Here is a 21345-nt window from a genome sequence, read left to right on the forward strand (position 1 = left end):
CGAATTGGCGATGAAATCGCCGATTTGGTAAATTGGGTTAAGCGCAGGGAGCTGTTTCAAAAAGCACGTTTCAATAAATATTCGAAGATAACAAAAGAAAGTCCCATCACAACTTTATCTGTGAATGGGGCTTTCTTTCGTTTAAACGCGCTTCCTCGAACTGCCTTTTCCGGTTAACTGAATAATTGGGATTATGGCTAAGACCCGCCATAATCCCAATTATTCAGTTAATCCTCAAAGCCAACCCGTTCGACTCAGCACTCTTTCCACGTAATCTCTGCTTCTGCTGCACTTAGGTCATCCACGGCGACTTTATGCCGTGTTGTGATTATATCATCAACTATGAGTTGTTCGACCATGCTTTGGGTCATTTGACCGTATTGAATTTCGTGGCCGTAGCGGATGTTGACACTTGATACGCGGTGCGTCGTCAAGAAGTCATAATCGAGCGCATCCAACATCCATTCAAAATAATGGACGTTATTAACGTGTTGATTACCATCAATATCGAAATAACGCACACGATATTCTTTGGTCGTCACTTGTTCGGGATCAATCTTCTTAATCCGTGGGAATCGTTTGCTGCCTTTAATCTCACTTGACTCGAATGGTACCATGATTTCCGGCACAACTTGCACCATACTCCGTGTTTCATACGACATCATCACGAAGATGCTTTGGACGAAGACGCATTCGTTGCCGGCTTCATCATATAACCAGAAATTCCGGTAACAGAAATACTTGTTGTAACTCTCAGCTTCAGTCACAATTCTAACTTTTTCATCCACCTTCGGCATCCGCGTAATCTTCATTTGATACTGCGTGACCACCCAACCAAGATTGAGCGCATGCATTGTCGCTTCACCGACGTTGAGCGCATTGAGTTGATGCTCTGATGCTAAAATTAAAATGTTCACTAAGGATGCGAGCGTTAATTCGCCCTTGATATCCGTTTCGAAATACGGAATTTGATAGTTTTCTGAATATTGCTTTCCTGGCATGGCGTGACCTCTATTCTGTTAATTCGTGGTAGGCATTATAAACGACTTGTTTTTTCAAGCCATTTGCCTTAGCGACCGTCTTAATCGCCACGTTGGGGCTGGCTCCTTGTTGAATCTGGGCTTCCACTTGTTCAGGAAGGGATAGCGATTCCGTTGCAACTGCACTGACCGTTGCATCTGGCGCTGGATTTCCAGCAACTATCATCACAAATTCACCACGTAATTCTGTTTCAGTCGTCCAAGCAAGCACTTCTTCTAGGTCGCCACGAATGAATTCTTCGAACTTCTTCGTGAGTTCGCGCCCCAAGGTGACTTTACGATCGACGCCAAACGTACTGAGCAAAGCTTGCAACGTCTTTTTCAAACGATGCGGTGCTTCATAGAAGATAAGTGCTTCTGGCTTTTGTGCCAACGTCGTTACGGCTTCCGTTAACTCCTTGCCTTTACGGGGCAAAAAACCGTAGAACGTAAACGGTTGTGGTGTGATGCCCGAAGCAATCAACGCTGTAATCCCAGCATTGGCTCCAGGTAACGGCACCACTGAAATGCCCGCTTCAATACAAGCTTTAACGAGCTCATGACCGGGATCACTAATCGATGGCATCCCCGCATCACTAACTTGCGCAATATCGTCACCGGCTTCTAATTTTTCAATCAGCGTTTCAATCCGTTGTTGCGTATTGTGTTCGTGGAAACTAATTTGTTTCGTTTCAATCTCAAAGTGGTTCAATAACTTCTGCGTATTCCGTGTATCTTCAGCAGCAATCAGTGCGACCGATTTCAATGTATCGATTGCCCGGTAGGTCATATCGCCTAAGTTACCGATGGGGGTTGGTACTAAAAATAAAGTTCCCGTTTCCGTCGTTTTAAAACTTGATTGTGTTTGCATGTTCTATCCTTTCAAGATCCATCAATAATGACATAAAGACAGGCCAAAAGTAAGCATCCCTTTTGCCCTGCCTTTTTTAATCGTTTGTTCGTTCGCCGTAGATGACATCATTACAAAATGCGCAAGGCTCGTTATTTTCGCGTCGTGACCCATAAAAGTACGGGCAGATATGGAAGCCTTCTTCGTAAAGATTCTGTAAGTTTTGTTTTGATTTCGAAAGGGCTTGAGCCCCTTCCTTACCCGTTTGCGGGGTGGCTGATGGTTCCAATTCTTGCAAATGTTCCCGCAAGTGCTTGTTTTCAATCTTTAATTCAGCGTTTTTCTCAAGGACTTCGGCAAGGACTGCTTTCATTTCACTGAGCCCCTCAAACGTCAATTTAGCTTGCTGTTCAATGTCTGATAACTGTTCATATAAGTCTTTACTCACCGTTGATATCCTCCCGATACGCTGGTTATGCGTTTTACTATGCAATTAACTTTAACGTTAAACTCTCTAAGACGTTTTGGCAACTAATATTTTGTTCAAAAATGCGTTGTGCTTGTAAAGCATATTCCGTCTGAGCGACCAACTGCGTGGTAGTCAACGCGGCGCTGGCCTGATTTAACTGGCTTTCGTACGTACCAAAACAAGGTGTGACGCCTAATTCATAGCGGCAATTCAATAAATCTTGATACCATAAGCCCACCAAAGTTAAAAAGGTCTTCTGCTGTTGGCGATCAACTAATACTGGTAAAATTTGCGTCTGAATCTGCACAAATGCTTCTAAATCACGTTGTTCAACTTTTTGTGCCCACGCGGCAAGCTTCGCACTGACTTGTAATAGCCAATCATCCGCCAATAAGGTCTGTGCTTCAGCTAAGTCACTCGTCAAATGCACCAATAACTGCGCTTGTTGTGGCAAAATACCAGCTGCTTCAAACTGTTGTTGCACCATTTGTGGTGCCAATGCTGCCAGATCAATCACTTGAAGCCGTGATAAAATCGTGGGGAGCATTTGATTTTTATTACTCGTACATAAAATCGCGTAAACATTTTGCGCCGGTTCTTCCAAGAACTTCAACAAACTATTAGCCGCGCTGGCGGTTAACGTTTCAGCAGCTTCAATAATGAATAAGCGTTGACTGGATTCCATCCCGCTCTTAGCCACTTCTTGTTTCAAATAGCGAATATCGGCAATCTTAATACTCTTACCTTCCGGCTTAATTTCAATGACATCCGGATGATTATGCGTCAAAATCCGCTGACATTCCGGACATGTCCGACAAGGTTGCCCATCTGGTGTCACTTGTTGACAGAACAGACGCAGTGCCAACCACTGTGCCAATTGTGTCTTCCCCAATCCCTGTGCACCAGCTAATAGATAACCATGCGCCATCTGTCCACGCGCGATAATCTGGGCAAACTGGGCCACAAGTTTGGGTTGAAGCTGTTCAATTGTTAAACTGGCCATCGATTAGAAGCGGTGGAACTGTTCAATCGGCATCACAAAGACGGTTGCCCCACCGACTTGCACTTCAATCGGATATGACATTGAGCTATCCATCGTGGCATCCATATTAACAGGCGGTATCATGAATTGTTCGCGTGCCTGACACGTTTTTTCAATAATCTTAAGCGCTTCAGGAACCCGTTCGTCTTCAATTCCGACGATAAACGTTGTATTCCCAGATTTTAAGAAGCCACCAGTCGTTGACAACTTGGTTGCCCGAATGTTGGCATCGATTAATTCGCTGCTTAATAAGTTGCTATCTTTATCTTGAACAATTGCTAAAAGTAATTTCATTTCAATCTCCCCTTTTCTATGCTGTGAATAAGTCTGGATATCGTTGTTCAATCACTTGCAGACATTTGGCAACAACTGTGTCTAAGTCTGCGGTCGCATCAATCGTTTGAATCCGCTCTGGATTATCTTGCGCAAGTTGTAAGTAGGATTGCCGAACTTTTTGGTGAAAAGCCAACTTCTCTTGGTCCAATCGATCATATTGATCCTGTCGATTCTGTTTAATCCGTTGTAAACCGACTTCAGATGGTACATCAAGGTATAACGTTAAATCGGGCGCTAATCCATTAGTGGCAAATAAGTTCATTTGCGCAACGGCTTCCTCACCGATGCCACGACCTACCCCTTGATAAGCGATTGAACTATCCACAAATCGATCACAAATCACGATTTTGTTATCAGCCAACGCTGGTTCAATCTTTTCAACAATGTGTTGTCGCCTAGCGGCAGCGTATAACAGTGCTTCGGTGCGGTCATCCATTGCCGTATTTTCAACATCTAAAATGACATTGCGAATCTTTTCGGCAATCGGATTGCCACCTGGTTCGCGCGTAACAATGATGTCTTGGTTGCACTTGGATTCAAGTAGCGGTACAACAGCCATCAACGCACTTGTCTTACCAGCACCATCCGGCCCTTCAAACGTAATTAATTTTCCTACCACAAAACAACCTTCTTCATCCATAGAGTTACTTCCATTTTACTTGATTCAACAAAAGACGTAAAGGGAAGAGTGCGTATCCGGCGGTTATGTTCTTGCGTTTAGCGTGCGACAGCAGACGTTTGAAATAAAAAAAGACAAAGTCACTCGACCTTGTCTTCACGCTGCGGCTGTCATCTGAATGCCCGCGCTATCTAAATGTATTTCTAGTTGCTGCTTCTTTCGAAACTGCTTCACCTGCTACTTTACGTTGGCGGGCTTGGCGGAATAAGAATTCAAACTTTGCTTGTTGAATCTTACTTTCCATCTCTAATTGGTCATCGAGTCCGCGGACGTTGTCTTGCGTCTTTTGGGCCATCTGCCACTTATCTTTGACTTGGTACACTAAATCCAATAAGGCTTGATCACCTAATTGTTTTAATGTCGGTTTTTTTCTACCAAACATCGCAAACCCACCATTCTTAAATTTCTTGACGCCCTTCAACCGCTTTTAACAACGTCATTTCATCTGCGTATTCAATATCGCTACCGACTGATAAACCGTGCGCCAAACGCGTCACTTTAATCCCAGCTGGTTTAATCAACCGCGAAATATACATTGCCGTTGCTTCCCCTTCCGGTGTTGCATTAGTAGCAATGATAACTTCTTTAGCCGGTGTTTTTTGCAATCGTTTAATCAAGTTGGCGATGTTAATATCATCGGGTCCCTTGCCTTCAATCGGTGATAACACCCCATGCAAGACATGGTAGAGCCCATGATAATCATTCATCCGTTCCATCGACATGACATCTTTCGGTTGTTCAACCACTAAGATCATGTCTTGACTCCGCGTTGTATCGCGACAAATTTCGCACGGGTCTTCATCCGTAATGTTGCCACAGACACTACAATAATGCAGATCACGACGTGCCGAAATTAAGTTCTTGGCGAAATTCGTCACATCGTCTTCATTCATATCAATCGTGTAAAAAGCTAATCGGGTTGCGGTCTTGTTCCCAATCCCAGGTAACTTCATGTAGCTTTCGATCAGCTTCGCAATTGGTTCTGGATATTGCATCAATGCACTTCCTTAATGTCTCACTTAAAATGGGAGGCCTTTAGTAAATTTACCCATTTGGGCTTGTGTTTGTTTATCGATTTCAGTCATCGCTTCGTTAGTTGCCATGATAATGAGGTCTTGTAACATATCAACATCATCTGGATCGATGGCCTCTGGTTTAATGGCAATGTCTTTCATCTTCTTGTCGCCAGTCATTGTGACCACGACTAAATCGTTGGCTGCTTTGCCGACAAATTCTGTATTGTTGAGGGCTTCTTGTGTTTGCCCCATTTCTTTTTGCATCTTTTGCATTTGTTTCATCATACCTTGCATATTACCCATTCCGCGCATCTTCATTACTTCCTTTCAAATTTAAACGTTAATCTTTTTTAACAACCACCGCATCGCCAAACAAAGCTTGTGCTTGTTCGACAACGGCCGGTTTTTGTTCTGGTTTCGGCGTTGCTTCTGCTTCGTCATCAGTTGTTACCTGTTGACTTGGTACTGCGTGATTCTGTAAATATTCCTGGCGAATTTCTGGCCAAACATCGTGGGGCACTAAAACTACCTTGAAGGGGTTGCCAGTCAAACGATTCAAGCCGTTTTCTAAAATGTTCAAAAGGTCTTGATCATTGCTAGCTCGCTCGAATAAAATCGCGTAGTTAAACGCGACGACAACGCCACTTTGACTCGCTGCAACCGGTTCGGAAACCTTCATCACGGCGCGCTTGGTAACGTCCAACATATTCAACAGATCCGGCCAGACTTCTTTGAGATTCTCCAAATTGGTCCGCGTCGCATCTGTCAATACCGGATAAATCGCCTTACGGTTGACCTTTTTACTAATCTTCTTAGCAGGTTTGGCCTTTGGCTTGGCAGCTGGAGCACTCACTGGTCCCGCCGCTTCCAATTTTTGTAACGCCGCTTGTAATTGTGCAACTTGTTGACTCAACGCTGCGACTTGTTCATTATCAGCAGCTGGTGCGGCACCCATCGTAGTCGTTACTTGGGCTGTCTGGACTTGCGTCAAGCGGACCGTTGCGACTTCCAGATAGATTTCTGGATGGTTCGTGAAACGCAATTGCTGTTGCGTTTCATTCAGGATATCAATCACCCCGTACAAACGGTCAGCCGGCATCGCTGCACTGAGCGCTTTGAAGTGTTCATCCAATAGATCCATTTCACTTGCGGCGACTAATTCGGGTGCTTGTTGATACAACAGTAAGTCGCGCACATATTCAATTAAGTCTTCCACAAAACGTTGGGCATCTTTACCTTCAGCCAAAATCTGTTGCAACAATTGCAACGCTTGTTTAGGCGCATTATCCTGAATTGTTTGAACATAATCCGCCAACAACGCTTCGGTTAAGCTGCCTGTCACATCCAACGCATTATCCAACGTGACGTGATTGTCGCTAAAGGATAACACTTGATCGAGAATACTTAAAGCATCCCGCATCCCACCTTCAGCAGCTTTGGCAATCACTTTCAGAGCTGCTGGATCATAGGTCATTTCCTTTTGATCTAAAATATAAGCCATTCGCTTAAATAAATCAGCGGCCGTGATCCGCTTAAAATTAAAGCGTTGCGTCCGCGAAATGATGGTTGCTGGCACCTTGTGAACTTCCGTTGTTGCGAGGATGAATACCACATTTGTTGGTGGTTCTTCCAACGTCTTCAACAGTGCATTGAACGCACCAGTGGATAACATGTGGACTTCATCAATGATGTAAATTTTATAATCAGCTTGGGTCGGCGCATATTTGGCCTTATCCCGAATATCACGAATCTCTTCGACCCCATTATTAGACGCCGCATCAATTTCAATCACATCATTGAGGGCGCCAGCCGTAATGGCCCGACATGTCTCACATTCATTACATGGTTCGCCATCTTTTTGATAATGACAGTTAATTGCCTTGGCAAAAATCTTGGCAGCCGATGTTTTCCCTGTTCCACGTGGGCCTGTAAATAAATAAGCATGACTTGTTTGGTGCGTCATAATGGCATTTTTCAATGTTTGGGTCATTGTTTCTTGCCCAATCACGTCATCGAAACGCTGCGGGCGCCAAACCCGGTATAAAGCTTGATAGCTCATTTAATGACCTCCACCTTTGCAATTTAAAGTCCGATTCATTTAAAACTACTTGTTCCATTTTAGCATATTTTACCGTCAATTTTGATTGCGTTGCATGAAAAAAGACCCAACCGACAAAATTAATTGTCCGTTGGGTCTGGTTAATTTTCACAAAACTTAAGACACATGATAAAACAAACTTAGTGCTGCTTTCTTCCGAACCTGACACGATTCGTAGGCTCATCATTGTCTCAAGGCCTTTTGGCAATTCCTATTCTACCTGATTCAAGCATTAATTACCAGCCATTTTCTTTTTTTTACGGCGATTTTCGCGAATCTTTCTAAAAAAAGTCTGCAATAAACTCGCACATTCAGCTTCTCGCACCCCGCCAACCACTTCAGCTTGGTGATTGAACCGTTTGTCAGTTAATAAATTCATCAACGTGCCGGTCACACCAGCCTTAGGATCACTCGCGCCAAAATAAACTTTGGGAATCCGGCTATTGATAATCGCGCCTGCACACATTGGGCATGGTTCTAACGTGACATAAATCGCGGTATCTTCCAGACGCCAACTCTTTTCAACCATACAGGCTTCTTGAATCGCGAGAATTTCAGCATGGAACGTCGCATCTTGCGCGTGTTCGCGAATGTTATGCCCCCGTCCAATAATTTGTCCGTCTTTAACAATCACGGCGCCAATCGGTACCTCGCCAATAATGCGTGCTTGGTTAGCTTCATCGATGGCGGCTTGCATCCATTGATCGATCTCTTGTTGTGTTTCACTCACGCGTTAGTCGCCCCTTTATTTTACTTCTCAACTATTAAAACACAGTCGCGCTAGTCGAGCAATTAAAAATGGTGCCGACGGATTGTCGATACCATTTTTAATTGCTCCATAAGCCATCCTCTTCTGTTTAACTGCAAAATGAGCATTATGGCAAGGACTGCCATAATGCTCATTTCACTGTTAATGCTCAAAGCCTGACCAACTCGAGTCGCACTCTATAGTTTTTCTTTCACCTTTGTTGCGTAAGCCATTAGTGTTTGGCGCAAATCATCCATCATATCTGGTAGATTGTCTGCATGTTCTCCGAGCTTATCTTTTAATTGGGTTAACCTGTCTGCCGCAATCAACAAGTTATTCACATCCGCATCGGAGAGTTGATCGACCAACTCTAACGCCTTTTGATTACCATGTAATTTGTCTTTTACAAAACTTTTAACTGCTAATCGTTTGCGATAGCGCGATACTTTATCGATTACTGCCTTAGAACCGACAAAAGCGGTCGTTGCGCCAACTGCTGCAGTCACCCCTACGCCGATTAAAATTTTATATCTGGTTTTCATCGTATCAACCTCCTTGTACTTTAACCATAGTTTAGCACAATTCGCCTGAATTTACCGCTTTCAACCCCGGGCCTTACTTTAATTTAATACTTTGGAGAATGTAATACCCCTTATCCTTATGAATAATTTGCACGTTGCCAAAAATGCTCATCATCGTTTTCTTCGCTGATGGGGCACCTTGTTTCTTTTGGATCACAACGTTCAATTCACCATCTGGTAATAAGTGAGCATAGGCACCAGTCAAAATATTTTGCACCACATCTTTTCCCGCTCTGATTGGTGGGTTGGTGAAGATGGCGGCGTATTGATCCGTTACGTTTTGATATTCAGCTGATTCGAATACAGTAACGTTGGTAATCTGATTCAATTCACTGTTCTTACGTGCCAAATCCAATGCCCGTTCATTCACATCGACCATGTCGATTCGGCGCTCTGGTGCGAGCTTAGCAATCGTCATCCCGATTGGCCCGTATCCACACCCCATATCAAGCACTGGACCAGCTGGCGCTTCACTCAGATCGACCGCTGCTAGCAATGCCCGTGAACCGTAATCAACAGTGCTTTTAGAGAATACCCCGTTATCCGTTGTAAATTTAAAATTAAAGCCGCGTAATTCAAACGTCCATTGCCGCTCAGCGTGTTCAACGTCTGGATTTTTAGAATAGTAATACTCTGTCATCTTTTTTCCTCATTTGTCGTTAGTTATCTGAAAATTTCCCAATTTGAACTGACTTCATCAAACGACCTAGCAAGCCACCAGGATGCGGTTGATCCGCAACCCGTTGATTAACGACCATTAAAACTTGAACCATCGTGAAAATTAATGAGGTCCGTTTTTGATAAGCGATATATTTCGAACGCCATTCCGTCGTATATTTCTTCTTATAGGTCCGTAATCCCTGGAATCCGTAGAAGTGATAGCCGTATTCATAGATCAGATGAGCAATTCGTTCTTCAATAAAGCTAAACTCGGAAGTCCCTACATTTGCAAGAGGCGCCATGCCGAGGTTGAAGTACGTGTAGCCATCCGTTCGATTTTGTTCAAAGAGATTAATAAAGATCTCATCCATTATACCAGATGGCGCATCTTGTCTGTGACGCATTAGATCAATACTTGCGACTTCTTTGGTTCCTGTTGGCATTTCGTTAGCGAAAGCAATTAATTGGTGATCGGCATTATAGACAACTGCAATTGGGGCTTTTTGGAGGTATGCTTCATCGAAAAAGCCTAACGAGAAGCCTTTTTCAACGCGACTACCCAACCAATCATCAGAAACCGCTTTGAGTTCTGCCATTAATTCGGCACTAAATGGTGGGTTTAAAATTTCAAATTGATAGCCTTCACGTTCAAACTTATTCATTAAGGCGCGTTCAGCCCGCCGTTTCTTACCAGTCATCGTGAAGTCCGCCAAACGGACGTAGCCTTCTTCACCAAACTTGATAAAGTCAAACCCGATTTCATGCAGTTGCATCGTTAATTCACTTGAAATTTCGTAGAACGCTAAATGACAATCAATCAAATCAGCGTCGTGCATCATCTGTTCAATTGCCGGTAAAATTTTAGCCGGATTTCCGACTGGTTCACCCATTACAATTAAGCGATCCGCTTTTTTACGATAAAGCAAGAATACCTGATCTTCTCCTTCTTCCTGATAGAAATAAACTGATTTATCCCGTAAGTATGCCAAATGACTGACCTCATTGCCGCCATAAGTGTTAATCACGTTAGCAATTCGTGCTTCATCATATGGCGCTGCTATTGAACGGCCCCCTCGACTGAGATAACGGTAGACGAGATATAAGGTCCCTGCGGCAACCAACATCCCGATAAAACCAGCCAACCAGACTCTTTCGGATGGAAATAAAAGCGCTGTTGGTACGGGTTTGCGATGCCGTAAGTGTGGCGAATTGGCAATCCCAACAAAGCCGTATAACAAGAAGGCGCCCACGAAAAGTACACCATCCACAATCCGATCATTCCATGAAAATTCGATCCGTTCACGGTATAATTCGCGTTTCAATAAGAAACTAGCTACGAGCACAAAAGTTAAAAAGACAGCGAGTTTGATTGAGAAATCCCGCCATAGTGTATTGGCAATCGCAATCACCAATAGCACCATCAACGGCCAGAAAACTTTTTGAACGCGGTTGGCAACGCCGCGGGCTAAGGCCAACATGACAAACGCTACAATGATGTTTGTCACACGATCTAAGAAGAAGAACGTGTATGGGTAGAGCTGTCCAATCACTGTGTTGGTAATCGCAAAGTTCGGGACAGTTGCTACTAATAATAGAATGATGCTTGAAATATAAAGGAAGAAAACAATGAAGTGATGAGCGATTTTTTGCATCACCTGCCGAGGTAAGCCCTGTAAATAATGATTTAACCGGCTGCCTGCATCGTGAGTAAATAAACCAACGCCGACTAAAAACGGCACGATGTAATAAAAGACTCGGTAAAATGACAACCAGACAACGGCGTCCGCATTTTGAACGCCGACTGCACTCAGACCAAAGATCATGAACAAATCAAACGTTCCTAAGCCCCCTGGTACCATCGAAATAACACCAATGATGTTGGCAATCATGAAAAGTGGTAAGACTTGTAATAAGTCACCCTTAATCTCTAAGAAATAACCAATCGTTAAGAAAAAGCCGCCCGCAAAACCCCATTCTAAGAAAGACCCTAATGTTAGGCGTAAAACGCGTTGCATCGAAAGATCTTTGAAAAAGGCCGCATTTTTAAAGCGCGTACTAATCATCAGACCAGGGAAATACAACGAACCGCCCACTAGCCATAACCAGTAGTTGGCATACATCCCACCAATACCAAAGCCAAAGATCAAAACGACACTAATCAGACACCAGATTGACAGGCCGGCTAATAAGAACAGCGCAATTTTTGAAATCGCAATTAAGATTTCTTTTTGTGACGCTTTTTTACCATAGAAATTGGCCCGTAAACTCGCACCTAAGAAGCCCCCGAATCCGGCAATGTTCGTAAACGTATTGACGATCCAACCAGATTTGACTTTATACCAGAATGAATAGTCCTCCGGCAGCAACTCCGCAATCACGAAATCATAATTGAGCATTGGCAAGACCGCCACAAACCCAATCACCAGCATCGCTAGCAAGGTCCACGGACTTTGTGTCGTTAAACTCGCTTTCAATTGTTCCCCGTTCAAGTCCCGGAAAATCCGGCCGACTTCTAGGATAACAAAGACCATCACCGAAAGGATGAAGATGCCTTTTAACAACGTTAGGTGTCGCTGAATTCCTTCATATATGTGTTTGCCCCATTTTCGCATATCAACCGCTCCTTAACTTAATTAATTTAATTATAAGCTATCCCAAGGCAAAACACAGTAAAATGACAATTATGTTAGATGGCTGTTAGATTATGATTTTCGCTTATTACTTACCCGGAGCACAATCCGATTCCCGTTCACCCGACAATCAATATCCTCTGATTGCCTTTTTAGTTCTCAACAGCAATGGCTGTCGCTTAAGATATGGAATCCATATTTAGCATCGTGTTATTTTGTGCAACTCGCCATTTATGTTTTACAAAAAAATATGTAAAAAAAGAACCCCACATTAGTGGGGTTCTTTTAGAAATAAAACGTGCTTTCATTAACTGCTTTCTGCGCTTTGCTACATCAGTCAAATGCTCAAATGCAACCCGTTAATGACGCACTCTTAAATTATTTCAAGTTAACGACAGCGCCAACTTCTTCTAATTTAGCTTTCATTTCTTCTGCTTCGTCTTTAGCAACGTCTTCTTTAAGAGCTGAAGGAGCGTTATCAACTAAGCCCTTAGCATCTTTCAAGCCTAAGCCTGTGATTTCACGAACGGCTTTGATAACTTTAACCTTTTCTTGGCCGATTTCTGATAATTCAACAGTAAAGCTGTCTTTTTCAGCTGCTGCGTCTGCGCCAGCTGCACCTGCTGCTGCTACTGGAGCTGCTGCAGAAACACCGAATTCTTCTTCGATTGCTTTAACTAAGTCGTTTAATTCTAAGATTGATGATTCTTTTAATTGATCAACAATTGCATTTACGTCTAATGCCATTTTTGTTTCCTCCATTTTGTGGGTAATATTTTTTGATAACACTTTTAACTACACAATTTTAAATTATGCAGCTGGTTCGTCTTTGCTGTCGGCAACTGCTTTAACAGCATATGCGACATTGCGGACTGGTGCTTGTAATACAGAAAGTAACATTGATAATAAACCGTCGCGACTTGGCACTGTAGCCAGGGCATTGATTTCATCAAGTGTTGCCACTTTACCTTCAATCATACCACCTTTGATTTCAAGTGCATCAGCACTCTTAGCAAAGTTAGCGATGATCTTAGCTGGTGCAACAACATCTTCGTTAGAAAATGCAACTGCTGTAGGGCCTGTGAATGTATCATCCAAACCTTCGTAACCAGCTTTGTCTGCTGCACGACGCAAGTAAGTGTTTTTAACAACTTCCATTTGTACGCCAGCTTCACGTAATTGTTTACGTAATTCAGTTACTTGTTCTACTGTTAAGCCACGGTAATCCATAACGACGATAGAAACAGCACTATTGAATTTTTCAACAACTGTGTCAACAATTTGTGCTTTTTTTGCAATGATTGTTTCGCTCAATTGATTCACCTCCATTAGATTTGTAAAACTTGTGGTCAAGAGTTCCTTATAAAAATAAAAAACTCCATGTCCACCAAGACATAGAGAGGGATTTCAACGTATCTTCCTCGGCAGGATATTAAGCCTATTGGCACCTGAGTCTTCGGTAGCATAAATAACCAACTACAAATATAGCATGGATTCCATAAAGCGTCAATCATTATCGGCACTTAATTTTAGTTATCCTAGCATTATGTTTTACTTATTTTATTTTTCTGAAAAAACGGTTTAAAATTGAGACTATCAAGAAAATTAATCGTAAGAGGTGCAGTTTTTTGAATAATATTTTAGTCGTTAACGCGGGTAGTTCATCATTGAAATGGCAACTATTCCAACAATCTGATTTAACCTTACTGGCAAGCGGGCTCATGGAACGCATGAACACACCAGAAGCTAGCTTCACCTTCAAGTTCCAAGGTCAAAAAGAACAAGTCGCCATTGCTAATCTTTCCTATGAAGATGGTGTTCTTCGACTTTTGAAACAACTTGAAGACAACGGCATCATTCATTCACCCGCAGACATCATTGCAGTCGGCCACCGGGTCGTTGCCGGTGCTACCACGTTCGAAAAACCAACCATTATTGATCGCACCAACTTAGATACATTAAAACAACTCGACAAGTATGCACCTTTACACAATCCCGTGCAAGTTGACTGCATTGAAACCTTGATGCATATTTTACCAACTAATGTCCCTCAAGTGGCTGTCTTTGATAGTCAATTCTATCTCGATATGCCAGATGAAACTAGTTTTTATGGCTTACCTTATGAATACAGCCAAGACTATCAAATCCGAAAGTATGGCGAACACGGCATTAGTCACAGCTATATCTTACAAGCAACAGCTGACTTTTTGAAAGAACCCGTTGCCGATTTAAAATTAATTACACTTCATTTGGGTGGCGGTTCTTCAATTACGGCCAGCCAAAATGGTAAGCCTGTCGATACATCAATGGGCTTCACACCGTTAGAAGGCGTTCCAATGGGCACTCGTGCTGGTTCATTAGATGCGGCCATCGTCCCATTCTTAATGAACGAATTGGATAAGAGTGCCGATGACGTCATCACGCTTTTGAACGCCAAATCAGGGATTCTCGGCGTTTCAGGCGTTTCCGCTGACATGCGCGATATTCAATCAACACGCGCTACCAATCCACGGGCTAAACTCGCCTACGACATGTTCATCACTTCTGCTGTGAAGTTCATCGCGAGCTACCACGTTGAACTCGGTGGTGCGAACGTCATCACTTTCACAGCCGGCATCGGTGAAAACGACGCCCGTTTACGTGCTGATATCTGTGCCAAGCTGGCTGTTTTAGGTGTTCAAATCAATCCTGAATTGAACGAAAACGGCTCAGGTGCCCGTCAAATCAGTACCCCTGATTCAGCCATCAAAGTCTTGATGATCCCAACCAACGAAGAATTAGCAATTGCTAATCACGTCCTAACAACCATCTAAATTAATCGCGAATTATGAGAGAGTCATTAGCGTTTTTCACGCTAATGGCTCTTTTTTGATAAAATAAACCCTTTTCATCACCAAATCACGAACAATATTTACAAAATAATAAACATTTTTCATATTCTTCTTAAAAACACGATTGTTTTGTTGTACAATAATGCCAAGGTTCTTAAAATACTAATTCAGAAGTGCATAATGGATAAGAATATTGATATTGCAACAGAAAAACGAACGAACTGGTTCGAACGTCAATTCAAAATTAAGGCAAGTGGGTCGACCATTAAAACCGAAATCATCGCCGGAATTACCACTTTTATTGCGATGTCATACATTTTATTCGTCAACCCAACTATATTAGGCGACGCCGGCCTAGATAAGGGGGCCGTCTTTGTCGCCACCGCATTAACTGGAGTGGTCGGCTGTTTAGCCATGGCCTTCATCGCTAACTACCCAATCGCCGTTGCACCCGGACTCGGCAGCAATGCTTTCTTCGCCTATTCCGTCGTTTTAGGCATGGGAATTCCTTGGCAAACAGCACTTGCCGGTGTTTTCGTCGCTTCCCTCCTTTTCATGCTTGTCACGGTCTTAAAAGTCCGCGAAGTCGTGATTAACGCGATTCCCGCTAATTTAAAAGCCGCCATGGCCGTTGGGATTGGGTTATTCATCGCCTTTACCGGGTTAAAACAAGGGGGCATCGTCGTCGGTAGTGCTAAATCATTCGTCACCATTACGAGTTGGTCAGATCCGCACGTTTGGTTGACCGTCTTCGGTTTAATCGTCACCATTGTTTTATTAGCCCGCAAAGTCCCTGGCGCTTTATTCATCGGTTTGGCGGCCACAGCCATCATGGGAGTCGTGACTGGTCTAATCGCAATGCCTCACAGCATCATCGCTTCAATTCCAAGCTTAGCACCCACTTTCGGCGTCTCAATTATGAACATCCACAACGTCTTCAATGTTCAAATGGCCGTCGTAATTCTCGTCTTTTTCTTCAGCGTCTTCTTCGATACAACTGGAACGGTAATCGGACTTGCTCAACAAGCTGGTTTCATCAAGGACAACAAGATGCCTAAGGAAGTCGGCAAAGCCCTTTTCGCCGATTCAACCTCAATGATTGCCGGTTCCGTTTTCGGTTCAACCCCAACTGCTTGTTACATCGAATCATCAACTGGGATTGCTGCTGGGGGTCGGACTGATTTCACCGCCGTGGTCGTCGCCATCATGTTCGTCTTAAGCTTATTCTTCTCACCTTTACTGGCCGTTGTGACGTCGCAAGTGACTGCCCCAATCTTAATCATCGTGGGCTCATTCATGATGAAGTCAATTGCCAACATCGACTGGTCAGAATTCGAAATTTCTTTTGCAGCCTTCATGATTATTCTGTGCGTCCCATTAACCTATAATATCTCATACGATTTAGCATTCGGGCTGATCACTTACACCATCACCATGATTGCTGCTGGCAAAGGTAAAAAGTGCATCCGATTATGTATGTCGCTGCGCTCTTATTCCTATTATTACTCTTCACAATGCACGAATTACCTGCTAAATAAAGGAGATTACTCATGGATAAACCAACTTTAAAACAACTAATTGATCAAGCTGCCGGCCGTCAAGCTGCCGACATGGTCATTAAAAATGCAAAGGTCGTCGATGTCTATAATGGCCGCATTATTGAAGGCACACTCGCAATTGGTAATGGTCGCTTCCTCGGTATCAGCGACGACTACCTTGCACCAAAAGTTATCGATGCACGCGGCCAATATGTTGTGCCAGGTTTGATTGATCCGCATATTCATATCGAATCTGCCAATGTCTCACCCGCTGTCTTCGGATCACTTGTAACACCACATGGCACAACGACGATCTTGGCCGACCCACACGAAATCGTGAACGTCGCTGGCATGCGGGGGCTTGAATACATGGTCGCATCTGCCAAAAAAACAGCACTTGATATCAAGTACACCATGCCCTCGTGTGTGCCTGCTGCTAATCCAAACCTCGAAACATCTGGTGCTGTGATTACCGCTGATGAGATTCAACAATCTTATGACCAAGGCCTCACTTACGGCCTTGCCGAATTCATGAATTATCCCGGTGTTGTCAATGCTGATGATGGCGTTTTAGACGAATTACTCGTTTCACTCAACGCAAATAAACTCATCGACGGTCACTCACCCGCTTTAAAAGAACAAGGCTTAAACGCATACGCCGCTGCTGGTATTCGTAACGATCACGAATGTACCCAAGTCGATGAAATGCTCGATCGCATCAGTCGCGGTATGTATGTTTATCTCCGCTACGGCACCGTCTCTAAGAATATGCCAACCCTTTTGAAAGGCGTGACGCCGCAAAACGCACGTTTCTGTTGTCTCTGCGGTGACGACTTACAATCCGTAACCCTCCGTGAAACTGGCCACTTGGATGAAAGTATCCGCGTTGCTATCGCAAACGGGATTGACCCCATCATGGCAATCCAAATGGCCACCATCAACACTGCCCAATGTACCGGCTTAGCTGACCGCGGCGGGATTGCACCTGGTTTGAAGGCCGATTTCCTATTGGTTGATGATCTCGAACAATTCAGTGTGAATCAAACCTTTATCAATGGTCAAAAAGTTGTTGCCAGCGGCGAATACCTACTAACAACTGAAGATTCAGTTACTGGTTTTGATGACTTGTTACAAACCGTACACCTCGATACATTCACCGCTCACCAATTAAAACTCAACCTCACAAGCGATAAAACCCACGTGATCGGCTTACAAAGCATCAGTCGGACGCAAAATCTCGTCTTACCAGTCGCTCACACTGCAGACGGTGATTTCCAATATCATCCTGACGAAGACATCGCTAAAGTGGCCGTAGTTGAACGACATCATCTCACTGGTAATGTCGGCGTTGGCCTGCTTAACGGCTTTGGCATCAAGAACGGTGCGATTGCCACCAGCATCGGCCACGATAGTCACAACCTCGTAGTAGTCGGCACCAACGACACTGACATGGTCGTTGCCATCGAAGCGCTCAAAGAAAGCCAAGGCGGTGGCGTTGCTGTTCAGGATGGCCAAATCATCGCGACATTACCATTTGTCATCGGCGGCTTAATGAGTAACGAACCCATCGACACTTTAATTGAACATCAAAAGGCCTTCAATGCTATTTGCCACGATAAACTCCACGTCACCGCTCACTATGAAGCTCGGCGCAATGCCACTCAACGTCATCCCGAACTTGCGGATTACTGACAAAGGTTTAGTGGATGTCACAAAATTCGAAATTATCGACATTAATGCTTAATTATAGCAACAAAAAAAGCGCTCATCCAAAAGGATGAGCGCTTTTTGCATTACCAACTTAGAAGCTAGCAACGTCAACTTTGACACCAGGGCCAAATGTTGAGCTAACTGATAAACTTGTAATGTATTGACCTTTAGCTGAAGCAGGACGAGCTTTGATAATCACGTCTTGCATCGCTTTAAAGTTTTCTACTAATTTAGCAGCATCGAATGATACCTTACCGATTGGTGCGTGAACGATACCAGCTTTATCAACACGGTATGCCACTTGACCAGCTTTAATGTCGTTAACTGCTTTAGTAACGTCCATTGTAACTGTACCAGTCTTAGGATTAGGCATTAAGCCTTTAGGTCCCAAGACACGGCCTAAACGACCTACTTGAGCCATCATTGGTGGTGTAGCAACGGCAACGTCAAAGTCTAACCAGCCGCCTTGGATCTTTTCAACTAAATCTTCTGCGCCGACAACGTCAGCACCAGCAGCTTCAGCTTGTTTTGCTTGTTCGCCTTGAGCGAAAACAATCACGCGTTGTGTCTTACCTGTACCATTTGGTAGTACGACAGCACCACGAATTTGTTGATCTGCTTGTTTAGGATCAACGTTTAAACGATATGCAACTTCAAGAGATGCATCGAATTTTGCAAAATCAACTTTCTTTACTAAGTCGATTGCTTCTTCAACAGTGTATGCTTTAGTAGCATCAACTTGTTTTGCAGCTTCTAAATAATTTTTACCTTTTTTAGCCATTAGGGTTTTCCTCCTTGCAATTGTGGTGAACGGTTTTTGACCTCCCACTTGATTTTTCAACTTTCATTGAAAATCCGACTGAAAGTGTCAAGCATGAATTAACCTTCGACAGTGAATCCCATGCTTCTTGCAGTACCTTCAACCATGCGCATAGCAGCTTCAACGTCTGCAGCGTTTAGGTCTTGCATTTTAGTTTCAGCGATTTCTTGCACTTGAGCTTTAGTTACAGTTGCAACCTTCTTAGTGTTTGGTTCGCCAGAACCTTTTTGAACACCGGCAGCTTTCTTCAAGAGAACTGCTGCTGGTGGTGTCTTTGTTACAAAGTCGAATGAACGATCTTCATAAACAGTGATCACAACTGGAATTAATAAACCAGCTTGGTCAGCTGTACGAGCGTTAAAGTCCTTTGTAAAGCCCATAATGTTAATACCAGCTTGACCTAAAGCTGGACCTACTGGTGGTGCTGGAGTTGCTTTACCTGCAGGAATTTGAAGTTTAACGATGTTTGCTACTTTTTTAGCCACGAAACATACCTCCTTAAGTCCGTGATGTGGTTAAGATGGCCATTATATTTGGTCTCCCACTAGTGTATGAAAACATACCTTAATAATATACCAAGCAATTGCCGAAAAAGCAAGGTGATTCCATTAATCGCGCCACAAGAAATCATCAATGGCTTGATCAACTAAACGATTTTCGTGCAACATGCTATGTGCTCCACCCGGTCCACGAACTAACATCTCCTGGTAATGGCACACGTGTCCTTTTAATAGGCTACGCAATGCAAAACTACTATCGACTGCTACCGAACCATCGTGTCGATTAGTTCCTAGTAACTCGCCAGCAATGTTTAAGACACTGATCGCAGTTGGAAAATACTTGGCCCGCACGGCTAAATAATTATAATTACGTGTTCGTTTAACTGGTCCACGACTGGTTAACTCGCTCCAAAAAACAAGTGGTGTATCCGGACCAATTGATGGATCATTAACTGGCGCTGCCAACAATATCACTTTGTCCACCACGGCATGGTCTGATGTCAACAAATAACGCAACACCGTAATTGCGCCCATCGAATGCCCTACTAAATTAACTTGCGTAACGCCATACGCTTCTTTTAGGTGTTCAATAATCGTAGCTAACCAACGGACTTGATCTTGCACATCGGCGCGGTTATTAGCAAATAAGACTTGAATCGTTGGGTTATTAGCCTGCAACGCTGCGTCTCCATCCACATGCAATCGACCGTTTCTGCCCACCCAAATGACCATGCTCTTCTTAGCAATTCCGGCTTTTTGTAGGCGCCCGAGTAAGTGACCGAATGAATAGCGATTCCCCCGATAGCCATGAATGAATAGCGTTGGTTGTTTTGTATATAAACGTGCGCGCGGCCGCCAATGTGCCGAAACCCGGATTAATTTGTAAAAATCCAGTCCTGCCAGTAAGACTAACAAAAAAATGACTAAGCCCACTGCAATTAATATTTGATCAATGATATACCACATCGTCATCACATCATTCTTTCGAAATAGACACTATCGATTGTTCAAAAAAAGCGGCTGAGACAAATCATCTTTCGTCTCAGCCGCCTATCTTGTTGGGGCTTGGGACAAATCCTAGCCCCCTACTTTAATTGTTGAAACGTGCTTTTTGAAACTGACTCTTGCGCTTAACTACATTTGTCAAATCGGCGCTTGTAGCACCAATTCGCCAAATTAGGTTAATGCTCAGAGTCAATCCGTTTCAAACGCACTCTTTTTTCGAAACGTGCTCCTTCAGTCATCCCGCCTGAAGTCGCACTCTAAACTAGTTCGTCTACTTGGTCGTAGTCTAATTCTGTTGCTGTTTCACGACCGAACATGTCGATGTTAACCTTTAATTTCATCTTTTCGTCGTCAACTTCTGTAATTTGACCAACAAGGCCAGCGAAAGCCCCTTCGATAATCTTCACAGATTCGCCGACTTTGAACTCAACATCCAAATGACGGGTGCTCATGCCAAGTTGACGCAAGATTTGTGTGATTTCATCGTCTAATAATGGGGCTGGTTTACTGCCGGCACCGTGTGAACCAACGAAGCCTGTCACACCTGGTGTATTCCGCACAACGAACCAAGCTTCGTCTGACATCACCATTTCAACCAAAACATAGCCTGGGAAAGTCTTCTTCATGTCGACTTTGTCCTTACCGTTTTTGATTTCATGTTCTTCTTCTTCAGGCACCACAACGCGGAAAACATTGTTCTCCATCCCCATTGATTGGGCACGCGATTCCAAGTTTGCCTTCACTTTATTTTCGTAACCTGAATATGTGTGTAAGACATACCAACTTTTTTCGATTGATTCAACCATGTGAATT

The 21345-nt window shown here is 43.6% G+C and carries 23 protein-coding genes, 1 other RNA gene, 1 pseudogene and 1 other annotated feature; of the genes and pseudogenes, 4 read left to right on the top strand and 21 right to left on the bottom strand.

Annotated features, from left to right (window positions below; translation table 11 throughout):
• Positions 1-254 precede the first annotated feature (254 nt).
• The 17 genes from ACF1X7_RS02345 to rplJ form a co-directional block, all read right to left on the bottom strand.
• Positions 255-1001 carry an acyl-[acyl-carrier-protein] thioesterase gene (locus ACF1X7_RS02345; RefSeq protein WP_064777475.1) on the bottom strand — a complete coding sequence of 249 codons (747 nt, stop codon included), beginning with the start codon at positions 999-1001 and terminating at the stop codon, positions 255-257.
• A gap of 10 nt (positions 1002-1011) precedes the next feature.
• Complete coding sequence (gene rsmI / locus ACF1X7_RS02350; protein ID WP_411162395.1) at positions 1012-1890, bottom strand: 16S rRNA (cytidine(1402)-2'-O)-methyltransferase; 879 nt, start codon at positions 1888-1890, stop codon at positions 1012-1014.
• A gap of 76 nt (positions 1891-1966) precedes the next feature.
• Complete coding sequence (locus ACF1X7_RS02355; RefSeq protein WP_004270274.1) at positions 1967-2317, bottom strand: DNA replication initiation control protein YabA; 351 nt, start codon at positions 2315-2317, stop codon at positions 1967-1969.
• Between the two features lie 37 nt (positions 2318-2354).
• Positions 2355-3341, bottom strand: coding sequence for a DNA polymerase III subunit delta' (gene holB, locus ACF1X7_RS02360; RefSeq protein WP_039098218.1), 987 nt, complete (start codon positions 3339-3341; stop codon positions 2355-2357).
• Between the two features lie 3 nt (positions 3342-3344).
• Complete coding sequence (locus tag ACF1X7_RS02365) at positions 3345-3674, bottom strand: cyclic-di-AMP receptor (RefSeq protein WP_039098217.1); 330 nt, start codon at positions 3672-3674, stop codon at positions 3345-3347.
• A 16-nt stretch (positions 3675-3690) separates the two neighbouring features.
• Complete coding sequence (gene tmk / locus ACF1X7_RS02370) at positions 3691-4335, bottom strand: dTMP kinase (RefSeq protein ID WP_411162409.1); 645 nt, start codon at positions 4333-4335, stop codon at positions 3691-3693.
• Positions 4336-4522: 187 nt separating this feature from the next.
• Positions 4523-4777: a YaaL family protein gene (locus tag ACF1X7_RS02375; protein ID WP_004270283.1), complete on the bottom strand. Its 255-nt coding sequence runs from the start codon at positions 4775-4777 to the stop codon at positions 4523-4525.
• 16 nt (positions 4778-4793) lie between these two features.
• A complete protein-coding gene (recR, locus tag ACF1X7_RS02380) occupies positions 4794-5390 on the bottom strand; it encodes a recombination mediator RecR (protein WP_039098216.1) in 597 nt (198 codons plus the stop codon).
• Positions 5391-5414: 24 nt separating this feature from the next.
• A complete protein-coding gene (locus ACF1X7_RS02385) occupies positions 5415-5723 on the bottom strand; it encodes a YbaB/EbfC family nucleoid-associated protein (protein WP_004270281.1) in 309 nt (102 codons plus the stop codon).
• Between the two features lie 28 nt (positions 5724-5751).
• Positions 5752-7470: a DNA polymerase III subunit gamma/tau gene (gene dnaX, locus ACF1X7_RS02390; protein WP_039098215.1), complete on the bottom strand. Its 1719-nt coding sequence runs from the start codon at positions 7468-7470 to the stop codon at positions 5752-5754.
• 145 nt (positions 7471-7615) lie between these two features.
• Positions 7616-7713, bottom strand: an RNA gene (gene ffs, locus ACF1X7_RS02395) — signal recognition particle sRNA small type.
• A gap of 28 nt (positions 7714-7741) precedes the next feature.
• Positions 7742-8239, bottom strand: a complete 498-nt coding sequence (tadA, locus tag ACF1X7_RS02400) for a tRNA adenosine(34) deaminase TadA (protein ID WP_039098214.1) — start codon at positions 8237-8239, stop codon at positions 7742-7744.
• A gap of 215 nt (positions 8240-8454) precedes the next feature.
• Entirely contained in the window at positions 8455-8799 is a 345-nt protein-coding gene (locus ACF1X7_RS02405) for a hypothetical protein (protein WP_039098213.1), read from the bottom strand.
• 73 nt (positions 8800-8872) lie between these two features.
• Positions 8873-9478, bottom strand: a complete 606-nt coding sequence (locus ACF1X7_RS02410) for a class I SAM-dependent methyltransferase (protein WP_039098212.1) — start codon at positions 9476-9478, stop codon at positions 8873-8875.
• A 19-nt stretch (positions 9479-9497) separates the two neighbouring features.
• A complete protein-coding gene (gene mprF, locus ACF1X7_RS02415) occupies positions 9498-12110 on the bottom strand; it encodes a bifunctional lysylphosphatidylglycerol flippase/synthetase MprF (protein ID WP_254671685.1) in 2613 nt (870 codons plus the stop codon).
• 396 nt (positions 12111-12506) lie between these two features.
• Positions 12507-12875 (bottom strand): 50S ribosomal protein L7/L12, encoded by a 369-nt coding sequence (gene rplL / locus ACF1X7_RS02420; protein ID WP_004270851.1) that lies wholly within the window; start codon positions 12873-12875, stop codon positions 12507-12509.
• 63 nt (positions 12876-12938) lie between these two features.
• A complete protein-coding gene (gene rplJ, locus ACF1X7_RS02425) occupies positions 12939-13442 on the bottom strand; it encodes a 50S ribosomal protein L10 (protein ID WP_411162396.1) in 504 nt (167 codons plus the stop codon).
• 46 nt (positions 13443-13488) lie between these two features.
• Positions 13489-13606, bottom strand: a sequence feature (ribosomal protein L10 leader region).
• A 150-nt stretch (positions 13607-13756) separates the two neighbouring features.
• Between rplJ and ACF1X7_RS02430 the strand changes: the two genes are divergently transcribed.
• From ACF1X7_RS02430 to ACF1X7_RS02445, 4 genes and pseudogenes are all read left to right on the top strand, one after another.
• Positions 13757-14941 (top strand): acetate/propionate family kinase, encoded by a 1185-nt coding sequence (locus ACF1X7_RS02430; protein ID WP_039098209.1) that lies wholly within the window; start codon positions 13757-13759, stop codon positions 14939-14941.
• Positions 14942-15139: 198 nt separating this feature from the next.
• Positions 15140-16497, top strand: a pseudogene (locus tag ACF1X7_RS02435) (NCS2 family permease).
• Positions 16498-16509: 12 nt separating this feature from the next.
• On the top strand, positions 16510-18189 hold the full coding sequence (gene ade / locus ACF1X7_RS02440) for an adenine deaminase (protein ID WP_311732652.1): 1680 nt from the start codon (positions 16510-16512) through the stop codon (positions 18187-18189).
• Complete coding sequence (locus ACF1X7_RS02445) at positions 18152-18241, top strand: adenine deaminase C-terminal domain-containing protein (RefSeq protein ID WP_311732651.1); 90 nt, start codon at positions 18152-18154, stop codon at positions 18239-18241. Before ade ends, ACF1X7_RS02445 begins: the two co-directional genes overlap by 38 nt.
• A gap of 57 nt (positions 18242-18298) precedes the next feature.
• Here the strand turns inward: ACF1X7_RS02445 and rplA are convergent, their stop codons facing one another.
• From rplA to nusG, 4 genes are all read right to left on the bottom strand, one after another.
• The gene (rplA, locus tag ACF1X7_RS02450; RefSeq protein WP_004270847.1) at positions 18299-18988 is read right to left on the bottom strand and encodes a 50S ribosomal protein L1; all 690 of its coding nucleotides are present in this window, start codon (positions 18986-18988) and stop codon (positions 18299-18301) included.
• A gap of 98 nt (positions 18989-19086) precedes the next feature.
• A complete protein-coding gene (gene rplK, locus ACF1X7_RS02455; RefSeq protein WP_004270859.1) occupies positions 19087-19512 on the bottom strand; it encodes a 50S ribosomal protein L11 in 426 nt (141 codons plus the stop codon).
• A gap of 123 nt (positions 19513-19635) precedes the next feature.
• Complete coding sequence (locus tag ACF1X7_RS02460; protein WP_052202662.1) at positions 19636-20499, bottom strand: alpha/beta fold hydrolase; 864 nt, start codon at positions 20497-20499, stop codon at positions 19636-19638.
• Between the two features lie 290 nt (positions 20500-20789).
• Positions 20790-21338: a transcription termination/antitermination protein NusG gene (nusG, locus tag ACF1X7_RS02465; RefSeq protein WP_004270842.1), complete on the bottom strand. Its 549-nt coding sequence runs from the start codon at positions 21336-21338 to the stop codon at positions 20790-20792.
• Between the last annotated feature and the right edge of the window lie 7 nt (positions 21339-21345).

The organism is Latilactobacillus sp. VITA-14, assembly GCF_046580785.1.
Classification (GTDB): Bacteria; Bacillota; Bacilli; order Lactobacillales; family Lactobacillaceae; genus Latilactobacillus; species Latilactobacillus curvatus.

Excerpts from the sequence above, each read along its gene's own strand:
- nusG (WP_004270842.1), bottom strand. The coding sequence starts at position 21,338 with ATGGTTGAATCAATCGAAAAAAGTTGGTATGTCTTACACACATATTCA.
- ACF1X7_RS02365 (WP_039098217.1), bottom strand. The coding sequence starts at position 3,674 with ATGAAATTACTTTTAGCAATTGTTCAAGATAAAGATAGCAACTTATTA.
- ade (WP_311732652.1), top strand. The coding sequence starts at position 16,510 with ATGGATAAACCAACTTTAAAACAACTAATTGATCAAGCTGCCGGCCGT.
- rsmI (WP_411162395.1), bottom strand. The coding sequence starts at position 1,890 with ATGCAAACACAATCAAGTTTTAAAACGACGGAAACGGGAACTTTATTT.
- ACF1X7_RS02460 (WP_052202662.1), bottom strand. The coding sequence starts at position 20,499 with ATGACGATGTGGTATATCATTGATCAAATATTAATTGCAGTGGGCTTA.
- ACF1X7_RS02410 (WP_039098212.1), bottom strand. The coding sequence starts at position 9,478 with ATGACAGAGTATTACTATTCTAAAAATCCAGACGTTGAACACGCTGAG.
- ACF1X7_RS02405 (WP_039098213.1), bottom strand. The coding sequence starts at position 8,799 with ATGAAAACCAGATATAAAATTTTAATCGGCGTAGGGGTGACTGCAGCA.
- recR (WP_039098216.1), bottom strand. The coding sequence starts at position 5,390 with ATGCAATATCCAGAACCAATTGCGAAGCTGATCGAAAGCTACATGAAG.
- ACF1X7_RS02345 (WP_064777475.1), bottom strand. The coding sequence starts at position 1,001 with ATGCCAGGAAAGCAATATTCAGAAAACTATCAAATTCCGTATTTCGAA.
- ACF1X7_RS02385 (WP_004270281.1), bottom strand. The coding sequence starts at position 5,723 with ATGCGCGGAATGGGTAATATGCAAGGTATGATGAAACAAATGCAAAAG.
- mprF (WP_254671685.1), bottom strand. The coding sequence starts at position 12,110 with ATGCGAAAATGGGGCAAACACATATATGAAGGAATTCAGCGACACCTA.
- rplA (WP_004270847.1), bottom strand. The coding sequence starts at position 18,988 with ATGGCTAAAAAAGGTAAAAATTATTTAGAAGCTGCAAAACAAGTTGAT.
- holB (WP_039098218.1), bottom strand. The coding sequence starts at position 3,341 with ATGGCCAGTTTAACAATTGAACAGCTTCAACCCAAACTTGTGGCCCAG.
- ACF1X7_RS02375 (WP_004270283.1), bottom strand. The coding sequence starts at position 4,777 with ATGTTTGGTAGAAAAAAACCGACATTAAAACAATTAGGTGATCAAGCC.
- rplL (WP_004270851.1), bottom strand. The coding sequence starts at position 12,875 with ATGGCATTAGACGTAAATGCAATTGTTGATCAATTAAAAGAATCATCA.
- ACF1X7_RS02445 (WP_311732651.1), top strand. The coding sequence starts at position 18,152 with ATGCCACTCAACGTCATCCCGAACTTGCGGATTACTGACAAAGGTTTA.
- dnaX (WP_039098215.1), bottom strand. The coding sequence starts at position 7,470 with ATGAGCTATCAAGCTTTATACCGGGTTTGGCGCCCGCAGCGTTTCGAT.